Source organism: Microbacterium sp. C5A9, from assembly GCF_022627955.1.
Lineage (GTDB): Bacteria > Actinomycetota > Actinomycetes > Actinomycetales > Microbacteriaceae > Microbacterium.
This window is the reverse complement of record NZ_JABXGD010000008.1, coordinates 241,850-256,737: the sequence shown is the minus strand read 5'-3', so window position 1 is coordinate 256,737 and position 14,888 is coordinate 241,850. Positions and strand designations below refer to the sequence as shown.

The 14,888-nt window shown below is 69.7% G+C and carries 13 protein-coding genes; all 13 read left to right on the top strand.

All coding sequences use genetic code 11. The annotated features are described in order from the left end of the window. Nucleotides 1–140 precede the first annotated feature (140 nt). The 13 genes from HWD99_RS16215 (at nt 141) to HWD99_RS16155 (ending at nt 14,858) form a co-directional block, all read left to right on the top strand. Nucleotides 141–2,216: a hypothetical protein gene (locus HWD99_RS16215; protein WP_241797215.1), complete on the top strand. Its 2,076-nt coding sequence runs from the start codon at nt 141–143 to the stop codon at nt 2,214–2,216. Further along, nucleotides 2,216–3,253 carry an HAD-IIA family hydrolase gene (locus HWD99_RS16210; protein ID WP_241797214.1) on the top strand — a complete coding sequence of 346 codons (1,038 nt, stop codon included), beginning with the start codon at nt 2,216–2,218 and terminating at the stop codon, nt 3,251–3,253. The genes HWD99_RS16215 and HWD99_RS16210 overlap by 1 nt, the downstream gene beginning before the upstream one ends. 65 nt (nt 3,254–3,318) lie before the next feature. Beyond that, the gene (locus HWD99_RS16205) at nt 3,319–3,495 is read left to right on the top strand and encodes a hypothetical protein (protein ID WP_241797213.1); all 177 of its coding nucleotides are present in this window, start codon (nt 3,319–3,321) and stop codon (nt 3,493–3,495) included. Next, nucleotides 3,492–4,289 carry a TlyA family RNA methyltransferase gene (locus HWD99_RS16200; RefSeq protein ID WP_241797212.1) on the top strand — a complete coding sequence of 266 codons (798 nt, stop codon included), beginning with the start codon at nt 3,492–3,494 and terminating at the stop codon, nt 4,287–4,289. Before HWD99_RS16205 ends, HWD99_RS16200 begins: the two co-directional genes overlap by 4 nt. After that, nucleotides 4,286–5,200: an NAD kinase gene (locus HWD99_RS16195; protein ID WP_241797211.1), complete on the top strand. Its 915-nt coding sequence runs from the start codon at nt 4,286–4,288 to the stop codon at nt 5,198–5,200. Before HWD99_RS16200 ends, HWD99_RS16195 begins: the two co-directional genes overlap by 4 nt. After that, a complete protein-coding gene (gene recN / locus HWD99_RS16190; RefSeq protein ID WP_241797210.1) occupies nt 5,197–6,888 on the top strand; it encodes a DNA repair protein RecN in 1,692 nt (563 codons plus the stop codon). The genes HWD99_RS16195 and recN overlap by 4 nt, the downstream gene beginning before the upstream one ends. Nucleotides 6,889–6,905: 17 nt before the next feature. Beyond that, the gene (locus tag HWD99_RS16185; RefSeq protein WP_241797209.1) at nt 6,906–8,606 is read left to right on the top strand and encodes a CTP synthase; all 1,701 of its coding nucleotides are present in this window, start codon (nt 6,906–6,908) and stop codon (nt 8,604–8,606) included. After that, complete coding sequence (locus tag HWD99_RS16180) at nt 8,599–9,180, top strand: NUDIX hydrolase (protein ID WP_241797208.1); 582 nt, start codon at nt 8,599–8,601, stop codon at nt 9,178–9,180. The genes HWD99_RS16185 and HWD99_RS16180 overlap by 8 nt, the downstream gene beginning before the upstream one ends. Before the next feature lies 1 nt (nt 9,181). After that, complete coding sequence (gene xerD / locus HWD99_RS16175) at nt 9,182–10,084, top strand: site-specific tyrosine recombinase XerD (protein WP_241797207.1); 903 nt, start codon at nt 9,182–9,184, stop codon at nt 10,082–10,084. Nucleotides 10,085–10,221: 137 nt separating this feature from the next. Continuing rightward, nucleotides 10,222–11,238, top strand: a complete 1,017-nt coding sequence (locus HWD99_RS16170; protein WP_241797206.1) for a hypothetical protein — start codon at nt 10,222–10,224, stop codon at nt 11,236–11,238. 1 nt (nt 11,239) lies between these two features. Next, nucleotides 11,240–12,820 (top strand): hypothetical protein, encoded by a 1,581-nt coding sequence (locus HWD99_RS16165; RefSeq protein WP_241797205.1) that lies wholly within the window; start codon nt 11,240–11,242, stop codon nt 12,818–12,820. Continuing rightward, nucleotides 12,817–13,539, top strand: a complete 723-nt coding sequence (locus HWD99_RS16160; RefSeq protein WP_241797204.1) for an ABC transporter ATP-binding protein — start codon at nt 12,817–12,819, stop codon at nt 13,537–13,539. The genes HWD99_RS16165 and HWD99_RS16160 overlap by 4 nt, the downstream gene beginning before the upstream one ends. Nucleotides 13,540–13,592: 53 nt before the next feature. Further along, the gene (locus tag HWD99_RS16155; RefSeq protein ID WP_241797227.1) at nt 13,593–14,858 is read left to right on the top strand and encodes an ABC transporter permease; all 1,266 of its coding nucleotides are present in this window, start codon (nt 13,593–13,595) and stop codon (nt 14,856–14,858) included. Nucleotides 14,859–14,888 lie beyond the last annotated feature (30 nt).

Below are 14,888 nucleotides of genomic sequence, written 5' to 3'. Positions count from 1 at the left end.
AAGCTAAGCCTCACAGCGCCGATGGTACTGCAGGGGGGACCCTGTGGGAGAGTAGGACACCGCCGGACTTCTTTTAAGCAAATGGCCACCCATCGTTGGGTGGCCATTTTGCGTTTACAGGAACAACAATAGGGAGCATCATGCCGGAAGAGGAAGAGCGCCGTCCGCGTCGCAACGACGACAATGGATCGCGCGGTCACCGACCTTCCGGCGGACGTTCTGAGGGAAACCGCAGCAGCGGTCCGCGTCGCGACGACGCACCGCGTCGTGACGGTGGGTACAACCGCGATGGTGGTGCCCCGCGTTCTGGTGGCTACAGCCGCGATAGCCGCGACGGTGGTGCCCCGCGTTCTGGTGGCTACAGCCGCGATGGTGGCGCTCCCCGTTCGGGCGGCTACAACCGCGATAGCCGTGACAGTGTTGCCCCTCGTTCGAGTGGTTACAACCGCGATAGCCGTGATGGTGGTGCCCCTCGTTCGGGTGGTTACAACCGCGATAGCCGTGACGGTGGAGCCCCGCGGTCCAGCGGATACAACCGCGATGGTGGCGCTCCCCGTTCGGGTGGCTACAACCGTGACAACCGCGATGGCGGCGCTCCTCGTTCTGGTGGCTACAACCGTGACAACCGCGACGGTGGTGCTCCACGTTCGGGCGGGTACAACCGTGACAACCGTGACGGTGGTGCCCCGCGTTCCAGCGGGTACGACCGCGATGGCGGCGCGCCTCGCTCCGGCGGGTATAACCGTGACAACCGTGATGGTGGTGCCCCGCGTTCGGGTGGCTACAACCACGACAACCGTGATGGTGGTGCCCCGCGTTCTGGTGGCTACAACCGCGACAATCGCGATGGTGGAGCCCCGCGTTCGGGCGGGTACAACCGCGACAACCGTGACGGTGGAGCCCCGCGTTCCAGCGGGTACAACCGCGATGGCGGTGCTCCGCGTTCGGGCGGGTACAACCGCGACAACCGCGATGGCGGAGCCCCTCGCTCCGGTGGCTACAACCGCGACGGCGGCGCACCCCGTTCCGGCGGCTACAACCGCGACAATCGCGATGGCGGAGCCCCGCGTTCGGGTGGCTACAACCGTGACAACCGCGATGGTGGCGCTCCTCGCTCTGGTGGTTACAACCGTGACAACCGTGACGGTGGCGCCCCCCGCTCCGGTGGCTACAACCGTGACAACCGCGACGACCGCGCGCCCCGTGAGTCGCGTGACTCGTCGCGCTCGTACCCGCAGCGTGGGGGAGCGGGACGTGAGCGTCCGGTCCAGGCTTCGGGCGACCGTCCTCGCTTCAACGACCCGCACATCCCGGATGAGGTCACCGCGCGTGATCTGCACACGTCAGCCCGCAACGAGCTGAAGACTCTGAGCAAGGAGAACGCCGACATCGTCGCGCGTCATCTGGCCATGGCGTCGCAGCTCATCGATGAGGATCCTGAGCTCGCTCACGAGCACGCTCTTGCGGCATCCCGTCGTGCGGGCCGCATCGCGATCGTACGGGAGACTCTCGGCATCACCGCCTACGCGACGGGGGACTTCGCCCTGGCGCTCCGGGAGCTGCGGACGTACCGTCGCATCTCCGGCAAGGACGACCAGATCGCACTGATGGTCGACAGCGAGCGCGGCATCGGACGTCCGGACCGCGCTCTCGAGACCGGCCGCGCGGTCGACAGAACCGCGCTCACCACCCCTGTCCGCGTGTCGCTGGCCATCGCGATGTCCGGGGCACGCCTCGACCAGGGCGACCTCGAGCTCGCACTCGGTGAGCTCGAGATCCCCGAGCTCGACCCGGACCGCGCCTTCGAGTGGAGCCCTGCGCTCTTCGCCGCGCGTGCAGCGGTCCTCGAGGATCTCGGACGGACTGAAGAAGCCGAGTTCTGGGCGCATCGTGCCGACGTCGCTGCGGAAGCTCTCGGTGTGGATGAGGCCGGTGACGAGGAGATCCTCATCGAGGACGGCCTGATCGAGGGCGACTTCGACGATGATGAGGTCGTCGACCTCGCTGACGCTGACGCTGACGCTGCTCCCGAGCCCGAGCCCGAGCCCGAGCCCGAGCCCGAGCCCGAGACCGAGACCGAGACCGAGCCCGAACCGTCTATCGACGACGAGGTTCGCGAACTGCTCGGAGAGGACCTCGACGATTCGGACGACTCCGAGGAGCGCGACAGCGCGGGAGACACCCCCGCGGCATCCGATGCGCCCGAGGAGGCGTAGTGGGGCTGTTCTCGAAGAAGGCGGCGGCTCGGACTCCGCTCGACGGGGTGGACGCGGTCCTCGCTGATCTGGACGGCGTCGTGTATGCGGGTCCCGGAGCGCTGCCGTATGCGGTCGAGAGCTTGAACGCCGCAGCAGCCTCCGCTCGCCTTGGGTACATCACGAACAACGCCTCGCGGACGGATGCGTCGGTCGCCGAGCACCTCACGAGTCTCGGACTCTCCGTGGCTCCGGCAGACGTGATCACCAGTCCGCAGGCCGCGATGCGGCTGCTGGCGGGGATCGTGCCGCCGCCGGCGACCCTGCTGATCGTCGGTGGCGCTGGACTGGTCGACGAGGCGGAGAAGGCCGGGTACACCGTCACGCGCAGCGCCGACGATGCTCCGGATGCCGTGGTTCAGGGCTTCGCGCCCGAGGTGGCGTGGACTGATCTCGCCGAGGCCGCCTTCGCCCTGAAGGTCCCCGAAGATGAGGGCGGCATTCCCTGGATCGCCACCAACACCGACTGGACGATCCCGCGCGAGCGGGGCGTCGCACCGGGCAACGGCACGCTCGTGTCTGCCGTGCACACGGCGATCGGCCGCCTTGCGACTGTCGCCGGCAAGCCGGAGGTGCCGATCTTCGAGGAGGCGACCGAGCGCTTCGGTGCGAAGAAGCCGCTGTTCATCGGCGATCGCCTCGACACCGACATCCTCGGTGCGGTGCGCGCGGGCATCGACTCGGCCCTTGTCCTCACCGGCATCGATCGGCCCAAGCACGTGCTCGCGGCACCGGAGGGATCGCGCCCGACGTACATCCTCAGCGACCTCCGGGAGCTGCACCAGCCGTATCCGGAGGTGACGTCGAAGGACGGCGTCCATTCCGTCAACGGCGCGTCGGTGCGGGTGGTGGGCGCCGACGTCGAGATCCTCGCCGAGGGAGACTCGCAGATCGATCTGCTGCGCGCCGGCGCGGCCGCGATCTGGGCGTCGGGAACACCGGTGTTCGTGCTTCGCGTGCCGGAGCGTCTGTACGACGATCCGTTCCACCGGGTGTGAGCATCCGCGTCTGAACGCCGACGTGGCTCCGCCGACGTGTCGGCGCCGCCGCGTACAGTAGAAGCGTGAGCGAAGAGACGACGAACGCACCGACCGACGGTCTGTGGAGTCGCCTGCGCCTGATCGAGGGGCAGCCCCTCGCTGCCCGCGCGGACGCATACTCCGGACTGCACGACGAGCTGTCGCGCAGGCTCGACAGCGGCGCCAGGGTCGACCAGCGCGACGCGCCGGGCGCCCGATGACGCGACTCGACGCCGCCCTCGCCGCCCGAGGACTCGCTCGCTCGCGCACCCACGCGGCGACTCTCGTCGCCGAGGGGCTCGTCAGCGTCGACGGACGTCCCGTGGTGAAGGCCTCGACGACGGTCGCCGACTCGTCGGAGATCACGGTCGCCGGCGCCGATCACTACGTCGGGCGCGCGGCGCACAAGCTCATCGCGGCGCTCGACGGGTTCGGCATCGATGTCGCAGGACGCCTCGCTCTCGACATGGGTGCCTCGACCGGCGGCTTCACCCAGGTGCTGCGGGAGCGTGGGGCCCGCCGGGTCCTGGCCGTCGACGTGGGTCACGATCAGCTCGCGGCATCCATCGCCGCCGATCCCGGTGTCGTGAGCGTCGAGGGATACAACGTCCGGTACATGACGCCCGAGAACCTCGCGGCGTCGACCGGCGAGTCGACTCCTCCCGACCTCATCGTCGGGGATCTGTCCTTCATCTCCCTCGAACTCGTGCTTCCGGCGGTCGCGGCGGTGGCCCCGACCGGCTCCGACATCATCCTGCTCGTGAAGCCGCAGTTCGAGGTCGGTCGCACGGCCGTGCGCGGAGGGCTCGTGACCGACCCCGCGACCAGGGCGGATGCCGTGGCGCGCACCGTGTGGAGCGCGTGGGACGTGGGCTTCGGAATGCTTGGCATCCTCCCCTCTCCCATCCTCGGCACGCATGGCAACGCGGAGTATCTTGTGCACCTCGCGCCGGGCCGGGGCAGCGATCCGTCAGAATGGTCGGACCGCATCAACGCATTGGCAGGGGGACGATGAACGAGCGCAACATCCTGGTCGTCGCCCACGCGGGCCGCGCCGACACGGTCGCCGCAGCGCGATGGGTGACCGACGCGCTCCGCGGAGCCGGTGCTCGTCCGGTGCTCGCCGCCGACGACAGCGCCGATCTGCGTGCGGTCGACGCGCATTTCGCCGACGTCGACGTGCTGGGCGAGACCGTGCAGCAGGACGACCTCGAACTCGCCATCGTGCTCGGCGGCGACGGCACGATCCTCCGCGCGGCCGAGCTCGTGCGAGGCTGCTCGGCGCCCGTCCTCGGGATCAATATGGGGCATGTGGGATTCCTGGCCGAGATCGACCGCGATGACATGGACGACGCCGTCCGTCGGGTGATCGCCCGCGACTACGAGGTCGAGGACCGCCTGGCGCTCTCCGTCCGGGTCAAGGACGTCGACGGCGCGGTCGTGTACGAGACCTTCGCGCTCAACGAGGCGACGGTCGAGAAGGCCAGTCGTGAGCGCATGATCGAGGTCGTGCTCGAGATCGACGGGCGCCCGCTGTCGAGCTTCGGCTGCGACGGCATGGTGGTGTCGACCCCCACCGGGTCGACGGCATACAACTTCTCGGCTGGCGGCCCCGTGATCTGGCCGAGCGTCGAGGCGATCGCCGTCGTGCCGCTGTCGGCGCATGCGCTCTTCGCGAAGCCTCTCGTCGTCAGCCCCGACGCGGCGGTGGCGATCGAGATGCTCGAGGGCACGTCGGGATCCGGCATCCTGTGGTGCGACGGTCGGCGCTCGCACGATCTGCCGCCGGGAGCACGCGTCGTGGTCAGGCGCTCGTCGCGGCCCGTGCGCCTCGCGCGCCTGCACCCCACCGAGTTCACGGACCGGCTGGTGCGCAAGTTCCAGCTGCCGGTCGCCGGCTGGCGAGGGCAGGGGGCGACGGCATGATCGAGGAGATGCGGATGCAGGGGCTCGGTGTGATCGCCGATGCTGTTCTGCCTCTGGGCGCGGGTTTCACGGCGATCACCGGCGAGACCGGTGCGGGCAAGACCATGGTCGTGACCGGGCTCGGCCTGCTGCTGGGCCAGCGCGCCGACTCCGGCGCCGTGCGCGCGGGATCCGCACAGGCCTCCGTGGCCGGCGTGTGGGTCGTGCCCGAGACGGGCGACGTCGCAGACATCGTGACCGACGCCGGCGGCGAGCTGGAGCCGGCCGGCGCCGGGCTCGCCGAGCTCTACGTCTCCCGCACGCTGAACGCCGAAGGCCGCAGCAGGGCGAGCGTCGGCGGACGTGCGGCCCCCGCGGGCGTGCTCTCGGCGCTCGCTGAAGAGCTCGTCGTCGTGCACGGACAGTCGGAGCAGCTGCGCCTGAAGTCCTCCGCCGCACAGCGTGACGCGCTCGACCGCTTCGGCGGTGCTCCGATCGCGACCGCACTCGACGCCTACGCACGGGCATACGCCGAATGGCGTGAGCTCGACGCCGAGATCACCGACATCACCGAGAATCGCGACCGCAGAGCCGAAGAGGCCGCGCGTCTGCGCGATGCCCTCGCCCTGATCGAGGCGACTGCTCCCGAGCCGGGGGAGGACGCCGAGCTCTCGGCGCGCTCAGAGCGCCTCGCGAATGCCGAGGAGCTGCGGATCGCCGCCTCGCAGGCGCACGGCGCCCTCTCGAACGAGGAGGGGGAGCCCGACGTCACTGCGCTCCTCGCCGAGGCGCGACGCGTGCTCGAGCGCGCCTCCGACACCACGCTGACCGAGATCGCCGACGCGCTGGCCGACATCGGCTACCGCGTCACGGATCTCGCAGGACAGCTGTCCGCGTACCTCGCCGACCTGGACGAGACGGGTCCGCACGAGCTGGCCGCCGTGGAGGAGCGCCGCGCTGCGCTCAGCGTTCTGGTCCGTGCGCACGGATCGATCGAGGAAGCACGCGAACTCTGGCAGACCGGATCTGCCCGCCTCGCCGAGCTCGACGACGACGGCGAGCGACTGGAACGGCTGCAGGCCGAGCGGGACGCCGCCCGCGCCGAGCTCGATCAGAGGGCCGATGCGCTCACGGCGGCGCGCACCTCTGCGGCCGTCAGACTCGGCGCCGCGGTGAGCGACGAGCTCCACGCCCTCGCGATGCCCGACGCCCGTCTCGAGGTCTCAGTCGCTCCGGGCACCGAGACCACCCATGGCCGCGACGATGTGGCGATCCTGCTCGCCCCGCACCCGGGCGCCGAGCCGCGCTCCGTGGCCAAGGGCGCGTCCGGGGGAGAGCTCTCGCGGGTGATGCTCGCCATCGAGGTCGTCATCGCCGGGACCGACCCCGTGCCGACCTTCGTGTTCGACGAGGTCGACGCCGGTATCGGCGGCGCCGCCGCAATCGAGGTCGGGCGACGACTCGCCCGACTCGCAGAGAAGTCGCAGGTCATCGCCGTGACGCATCTCGCTCAGGTGGCGGCCTTCGCCGGCAACCATCTCACCGTCGTCAAGTCGAACGACGGAGCAGTCACCGCCTCGAGTGTGCGTCGTCTCGAGGGGGCGGAGCGCGAGGCCGAGATGGCGCGTCTGCTCTCCGGCCTGACCGATTCCGACGCCGCTCTCACCCATGCCCGAGAACTTCTCAGCCTCGGGGCTCCCACCGCCTGATAGGATCGAAGCCCGTGATGAACTCTTCTTCTGCGGGGCCCAAGAACGACACGACCAAGCACATCTTCGTGACTGGTGGTGTCGTTTCGTCTTTGGGTAAGGGGCTCACTGCCGCGAGCCTGGGTAATCTCCTCACCGCCCGCGGACTCCGCGTCGTGATGCAGAAGCTCGATCCGTATCTGAACGTCGATCCGGGCACCATGAACCCCTTCCAGCACGGCGAGGTGTTCGTCACCGACGACGGTGCGGAGACCGATCTCGACATCGGCCACTACGAGCGCTTCCTCGACATCAACCTGTCGCAGGCGGCCAACGTCACGACCGGTCAGATCTACTCGCAGGTCATCGCCCGCGAGCGCCGCGGCGAGTACCTGGGCGACACCGTGCAGGTCATCCCGCACATCACCGACGAGATCAAGCGTCGCATGCGCCTGCAGGCGACGGAGGACCCCCGTCCCGACGTCATCATCACCGAGGTCGGCGGCACGGTCGGCGACATCGAGTCGCAGCCGTTCCTCGAGTCCGCGCGTCAGTTGCGTCACGAGCTCGGTCGCGACAGCGTCTTCTTCGTGCACGTGTCGCTCGTGCCCTTCATGGGCGCCTCGGGTGAGCAGAAGACCAAGCCGACCCAGCACTCGGTCGCGGCCCTCCGCCAGGTCGGCATCCAGCCCGACGCCCTCGTGCTCCGCAGCGACCGTCCGGTCAGCGAGAGCAACCGCAACAAGATCGCGCTGATGTGCGACGTCGACGCCGAGGGTGTCATCAACACGGTCGACCTGCCGAGCATCTACGACATCCCGTCGACGCTCAACGACCAGGGACTCGACTCGTACATCGTGCGCCGCCTCGGCCTCGACCAGAAGGCCGCAGCCGACGTGGACTGGTCGCGCTGGAGCAAGGTGCTGCACGCGGTGCACAACCCCAAGCACGAGGTGACGATCGGCCTGGTCGGCAAGTACATCGACCTGCCCGACGCCTACCTCTCCGTGACCGAGGCGCTCAAGGCCGGCGGTTTCGCGCAGGAGACGAAGGTCAACATCCGCTGGATCCCGTCGGACCTGTGCGAGACACCCGAGGGCGCGAAGGAGCAGCTGGGAGCGCTCGACGGCATCTGCGTGCCCGGAGGCTTCGGCATCCGCGGCATCGAAGGAAAGCTCGGCGCACTGAAGTTCGCGCGTGAGCAGGGCATCCCGACCCTCGGACTGTGCCTCGGCCTGCAGTGCATGGTCATCGAGTACGCCCGCGATGTCGCCGGCATCGAGGGCGCCTCGTCGAGCGAGTTCGACCCCGAGACCGCGGCTCCGGTGATCGCGACGATGGCCGAGCAGATCGAGATCCTCGACGGGGGAGACCTGGGCGGAACCATGCGCCTCGGCCTCTACCAGGCGGCTCTCGCCGAAGGCTCGCTGGCTCGTGAGCTGTACGGCGCGCCCGAGGCATCCGAGCGCCACCGCCACCGCTACGAGGTCAACAACGCGTACCGCGGGCGTCTCGCCGAGGCGGGACTGGTGTTCTCGGGTCTCAACCCCGACCTCGACCTGGTCGAGTTCGTCGAGTTGCCCCGTGATGTGCACCCGTACTACATCGCCACGCAGGCTCACCCCGAGCTGCGCTCGCGTCCCACCGACCCGCACCCGCTGTTCCGTGGCTTGGTCGGCGCGGCGATCGAGCGTCACCGCTCCAGCGAGCTGTTCGACGTCGACGCCGCCGATGCGTGAGTCGACCGAGAGCCTGCGCGACGAGCCCTTCGCTCCGGAGGTGCTCCGCAGCGACCTCGCCTACCGGGGCGCGGTGTGGAACGTCCGTGACGATCTCGTCCGCTACGGCGAGGGCGAGATCCGTCGACAGTACGTCGAGCACACCGGGGCCGTGGCGATCCTCGCCCTCGACGACGAAGACCGGGTGCTGCTGATCCAGCAGTACCGGCATCCGATCCGTCACCGGGATTGGGAGCTGCCCGCCGGGCTGCTCGACGTCGCAGGCGAGGAGCCGCTCGAGGCGGCGAAGCGCGAGCTCGCGGAGGAGGCCGACCTGGTCGCCGAGCACTGGGAGCCGCTCGTCTCGTCGTGGACGACACCGGGCGGGAACGACGAGGTCATCCACCTCTTCCTCGCCACCGGCATCTCGCCGGCCGCGGCTGCTCATGACCGCGAAGACGAGGAAGCCGACATCCGCGTCGAATGGGTGCCGCTCGGCGACGCCGTCGACGCCGTGCTCGACGGACGCATGCGCAACGGCATCCTGACGATCGGAGTGCTGGCGACCGCGCAGCGTCGGCGCGACCGGAGCTGACGTGCAGCTCGATCGTGCGCTGGACTCGTATCTGCGCCACGTCACGATCGAGCGCGGCCTCAGCGCGCACACGATCGCTGCCTATCGACGCGATCTCGACGGGTACCTGGACTGGCTGCACGCGTCGGGCATCACCGACACGGGCGAGGTCACCCCTGCCGTGATCGGCCACTTCATCGCCGAGCGGTCAGGGGCCGACCCCGCTCCGGCGGCGACGAGTCTCGCCCGCCTGCAGTCCTCCGTGCGCGGCTGGCATCGCTTCCTGGCGCGAGAGGGGATCGAGGCCGACGACCCGAGCGGGCGCCTGCGTCCGCCCAAGGCGCCGCGGCGTCTGCCGAAGGCGCTCACGATCGACCAGGTGGAGCGGCTGCTGAACGCCCCGCCGTCGGACGAGCCGATCGGGATCCGCGACCGCGCCCTTCTCGAGCTTCTCTACGCGACGGGCGCCAGGGTCTCCGAGGCCGTGGGACTCGACGTCGACGACCTGGCGCACGGCGACGTGCTGCGGCTGCGGGGCAAGGGATCGAAGGAGCGCATCGTCCCGATCGGCTCGTTCGCGCGCAGCGCTGTCGACGCGTACCTGACACGGGTGCGTCCCCAGCTCGCGGCGTCGGGCCGGGCGTCGGCGCGGCTGTTCCTCGGCGCGAGAGGAGCCCCGCTGTCCCGACAGAGCGCGTGGCTCGTGATCCGCGCCGCTGCCGAGCGCGCGCAGATCACCGCAGAGGTGTCTCCGCACACGCTCCGGCACTCCTTCGCGACCCACCTGCTGCAGGGCGGCGCGGACGTGCGTGTGGTGCAGGAGCTGCTCGGCCACGCCTCCGTCGCCACCACCCAGATCTACACGCACGTCTCGGTCGACACGCTGCGCGACGTCTACGCGACGTCGCACCCGCGGGCGCGATAACCGCATCCGGGGCCCCGCGACGTCATCCTTCGGAGGTATCTTCGTCCGCCATTTGGGGGACGCGGCGATCGAGCCCGGACCCCTAGGGTTACTCGAGAGCGTCGATCTCTGTGCATCGGCGATGAATGGAGTAAGACATGCGTACCACCGGTCCTCTTGCGGCTGTCGCCGCAACCGCTCTGGTGTTCACACTCGCCGGTTGCTCCGGCGCGGCCGACAGCGAGCTCACCTACGAGGACTCGCCGCTGAGCGAGTACCTGTCGGCGGCGTACGGCGGAGACCTCTCGCCGGAGGAGCAGCAGAAGCAGTTCGAGGAACGGCAGCTGCAGACGGAAGAGCTGATGGCGGAGTGCATGGCCGAGGAGGGCTTCGAGTACACGCCCAACACTCAGAACGGTGGCATGGTCTTCTCCGACGATGACGTGGAGTGGGAGCCGGAGAAGAAGGACTGGGTCGAGAAGTACGGCTACGGGATCGTCAACAACCCGTACAACGAGGTCATGCAGGAGGGCGAGTCGGAGGAGTACGTCGACCCGAACTCCGAGTACGTGGAGTCCCTCTCCGAGTCGGAGCAGACCGCCTACTACGAGACCGCCTACGGCGTGCCCCCTGAGGAGGAGGAGCTCGCCGAGGACGGCAGCTACGAGTACAGCTGGGAGGATGCGGGCTGCCAGGGCTGGGCTCAGCACGAGCTCGAGGGTGAGGACCCGTGGCAGTCCGACGAGTTCGCGGACCTGCGCGACAAGATGAACGCGGTCTTCACCGAGGCTCAGGAGTCCCCGGAGCTGAAGGACCTCAACGCCGAATGGGCGGCGTGCATGGACGACGCCGGCGAGCCCGGGTTCGCGTCTCCGATGGAATCGCAGCAGTCGATCTCCGACGAGCAGAGCGCTCTCTTCGACGCGGCCTACGGTGACGGCACGACCGAGGTCGACGTCGAGTCGCCCGACTTCGTCGACCCCTCCGAGAGCCCCGAGATGAAGGAGCTCGGTGAGCGGGAGATCGCCCTCGCGCTCGCCGACCTCGAGTGCCGGACGTCGCTGTCGTACATGAAGAAGTCTCTCGAGATCCAGTTCTCGATCGAGGAGAAGTTCATCGCCGACAACAAGGCGGACCTCGAGGCCTTCAAGGCTGCGGCCGAGCAGAACAGCTGACATGAAGGACGACGAGACCCCGACGACTGAACTTCCCGCCGAGCTCCTCTCCGAGCAGACCTCCGATGGCGCGCCCGAAGAGGGAGCGTCGACCGAAGAGGTCGACACCTCCCGTGTGAGCGGGTGGCGTCGGATCCTCCGCGGAAACCGGACGCTGTGGATCGTGGCGGCCTGCGCCGTCGTGAGCCTGGTCGCCGGCCTGCTGGTCGGCCGATTCCTGATCTCCCCGGCTGAGGCGAGCGAGACGCCGGATCCCGGCCTCGTGACCGTCCCTGTCGAGTTCGGGGCGCTCAGCAACGATGTGACCCTCCGCGCCGACGTCGGATACGCGGATGCGGTCGAGGTGACGATCGACACCACGGGCGGTGGCAGCGTGGTGACCGGATCCGTCCCCGAGGTCGGAGCCACACTCAACCCGCTCTCGATCGCCCTCGAGGTCGAAGGTCGTCCCGTGATCGTGCTTCCCGGCGAGCTTCCGGCGTACCGGACGCTGCGGGTCGGAGTCTCCGGCCCCGACGTCATCCAGCTGAAGCAGGCCCTCGTGAGCATCGGGATCGATGCCGGCGATGTGGCGTCGAACCTCTTCGACCAGACGACGGCGAATGCGGTCGGTCAGCTCTACGCGCAGGCGGGATACCCGCTGCCGTCGCCCGAAGAGGGAGCAGACGACGCGGTTCGAGCAGCGGAGGAGGGCGTGCGCGCAGCGCAGAGCGGGGTCGCTCAGGCGGAGCAGGCGCTCGCGGCGGCCGGAGCAGGACCCTCGAGCCTCGAGACGTGGCAGGCGGACGTCCGGGTGGCGCAGGCCGAGCAGGCGGTCGCCGATGCGAAGAACGGCGCCGAGGGGACCAATGTCCAGCAGGCGGAGTGGGATCTGCAGACAGCTCGTCTGGAGCGGGACCAGCTGTGGGCCGCGCAGGACACCGGAGCGGAACGGGCGGCACTCGATGCCGCACGTCAGCAGGTCGGCGCCGCCGAGGAGTCCCTCGCGAGCGCCAGGGAGAGCGTGCTGCCGTATCTGCCGTCGAGCGAGGTGCTCTTCCTCACCGAGCTGCCCCGACGCGTCGACGCCGTCAACGTCAAGCGCGGCACGGCGATCTCGGGCGCCGTCATGACGGTCTCCGGAGCCACGGTGCGCCTCACGGGCGCTGCTGCGGAAGCCGACGCACGGCTGCTCGAGGTCGGCGCCGAGGGAGTCTTCGAGCTGCCCGACGGCACGGAGCACCGCGCGGTGGTCTCCGAGCTGAAGCCGGGCAAGGACGCCAAGGCGCGCTGGGAGGTTCTCTTCGAGCCGGATCCCCTCACCGCGGAGCAGATCTCGCAGCTGCAGGGGAGCAACGTGCGCGTGCGCATCGCGGTCGGCGCGACGGAGGGCGATGTGCTCTCGGTCCCGCTCGCGGCGCTCACCGCCGGCCCCGGCGGCGAATCGCGCATCGAGGTCGTCGAGTCGGATCCCCGGGAGGGGAAGGACGCGAAGACGCGGCTGGTCGTCGTCGAGACCGGACTCGCCGCGAAGGGCGCCGTGGAGGTCACCCCGGTCGAGGGCGAGCTCGACGAAGGCGATCTCGTGGTGGTGGGGAAGTGACCGACGCGCAGACGTCGATCCTCCCCGCCGCGTCCGAGACCGATGCCGATGTGCCGCTCGTCGAGCTGCGCGATGTGACGCGATCGTTCCCCGGACCGCCCGAGGTCCAGGCCCTCAAGGGAGCCACCCTCACGGTGGCTCCGGGCGACTACATCTCGATCGTCGGACCCAGCGGCTCGGGCAAGTCGACCATGCTCAACATCCTCGGCCTCCTGGATCGTCCGAGTGTGGGCGAGTACCGGCTGTCGGGTTCGCTCACGGGCGACCTCTCCGACGACGAGCGGGCCGCGGTGCGTGCTCGCTTCATCGGATTCGTGTTCCAGTCGTTCCACCTGCTGCCGCGGCGCACCGTGCTCGACAACGTGCTGCTGCCGATGCTGTACAGCGGCGTGCCGCGACGCGAGCGGGAGGAACGCGCACGCGAGGCGCTGACGCGGGTCGGCCTCGGGCATCGGATCGACTTCTTCCCGAACTCGCTCTCGGGCGGCGAACGGCAGCGAGTGGCTGTCGCCCGCGCGGTCGTCAGCGGGCCACGGCTGCTGCTCGCGGACGAGCCGACGGGCAACCTCGACCAGCGCACCTCGGGTGAGGTCATGTCGCTCTTCGAGGAGCTGAACGAAGACGGGCTCACGCTCATCGTCATCACCCATGACGACGGTGTCGCGCGGCGTGCCCGCCGCTGCATCCGCATCTCCGACGGCCGATTGAGCGAGCTGTGATCGGCCGGTTCCGGCGCAGCCGCCGCACGACTGACGAAGATCCGCAGGCCGCGATGACGGATGCCGCAGGCACCCCGCTCGTGCCGGCGATCGCGCACGCCGACCGTTTCACCTTCCAGGATCTGGTCGCGGAGGCGACGTCGGACATCGGCTCGCGCCCGGCGCGGCTGGTCATGACGATCCTCGGCACGGTGCTCGGCATCGCCTCGCTCGTGGCGACGATCGGCTTCGCACAGACGGCAGCCGCGCAGATCGCGAGCCAGTTCGACGGTGCGGCGGCGACACGCGTCGTGGTCACCGCCGCCAAGGCGCAGTCCGGATCGCAGAACCAGAGCGTCGCCGCCGGGCGACTGCCGTGGGACTCGCCCGAGCGGGTGACGTCTCTCGCGGGTGTCGAGAGCGCGACGCTGCTCGGCGAGGTGGAGCTCACCGAGGGCGAGACGATCACGGCGGTGCCCGTGAACGACCCCTCGGCCGCCGCGGTCGCGTCGCCGCGCCTCTTCTCGGCATCCCCGGATCTGCTCGACACGGCCGAGGGCGGGCTCGTCACCGGCCGGTTCTTCGACGCCGGGCACGACTCCCGCGCAGACCGGGTCGCCGTGCTCGGAGAGCGGGCTGCCGAGCGGATGGGCATCAACCGCGTGGACTCCCAGCCCTCGGTGTTCATCGGCGGGGTCGCCTACGCGGTGATCGGCATCGTGGACGGTATGGAGCGGCGCAGCGAGCTGCAGGACGCCGTGATCATCCCGACCGGTGCCGCTCGGGCCGACTTCGGCCTGCTCGCGCCGTCGGAGCTCGACATCCGCATCGTGGTGGGCGCCGGACCGCAGGTCGCGGATCAGGCGGTGCTCGCTCTGCAGCCCGACGATCCCGAGAGCCTCGAAGCCAAGGCCCCGTCGGGGTCCTCCGACCTGAGCCAGAGCGTGCAGTCGGATGTGAACGTGGTGTTCCTGATCCTCGGGGTGATCGCTCTCCTGGCCGGCGGGCTCGGCATCGCGAACGTGACGCTGCTCTCGGTGATGGAGCGGATCGGCGAGATCGGCCTGCGCCGTGCGCTCGGTGCGACCCGCCGCCAGATCGGTGCCCAGTTCATGGTCGAGTCGATCGTGATCGGCTTCATCGGGGGACTCATCGGCTCCGCCCTCGGTGTCTTCGCGGTGATCGCGGTCGCCGTGGTGCAGGGGTGGACGCCGGTCACGGATCCGCTGATCGCACTCGCCGGTGCTGTGCTCGGCGCGGTCGTCGGCTGGGGGTCGGGGTGGTACCCGGCGCGGCGGGCCGCTCGTGTCGAGCCGGTCGCCGCGCTGCGCGGCGGGTGACCGCTCGGGGATGACCTGAGCGGCCCGCCG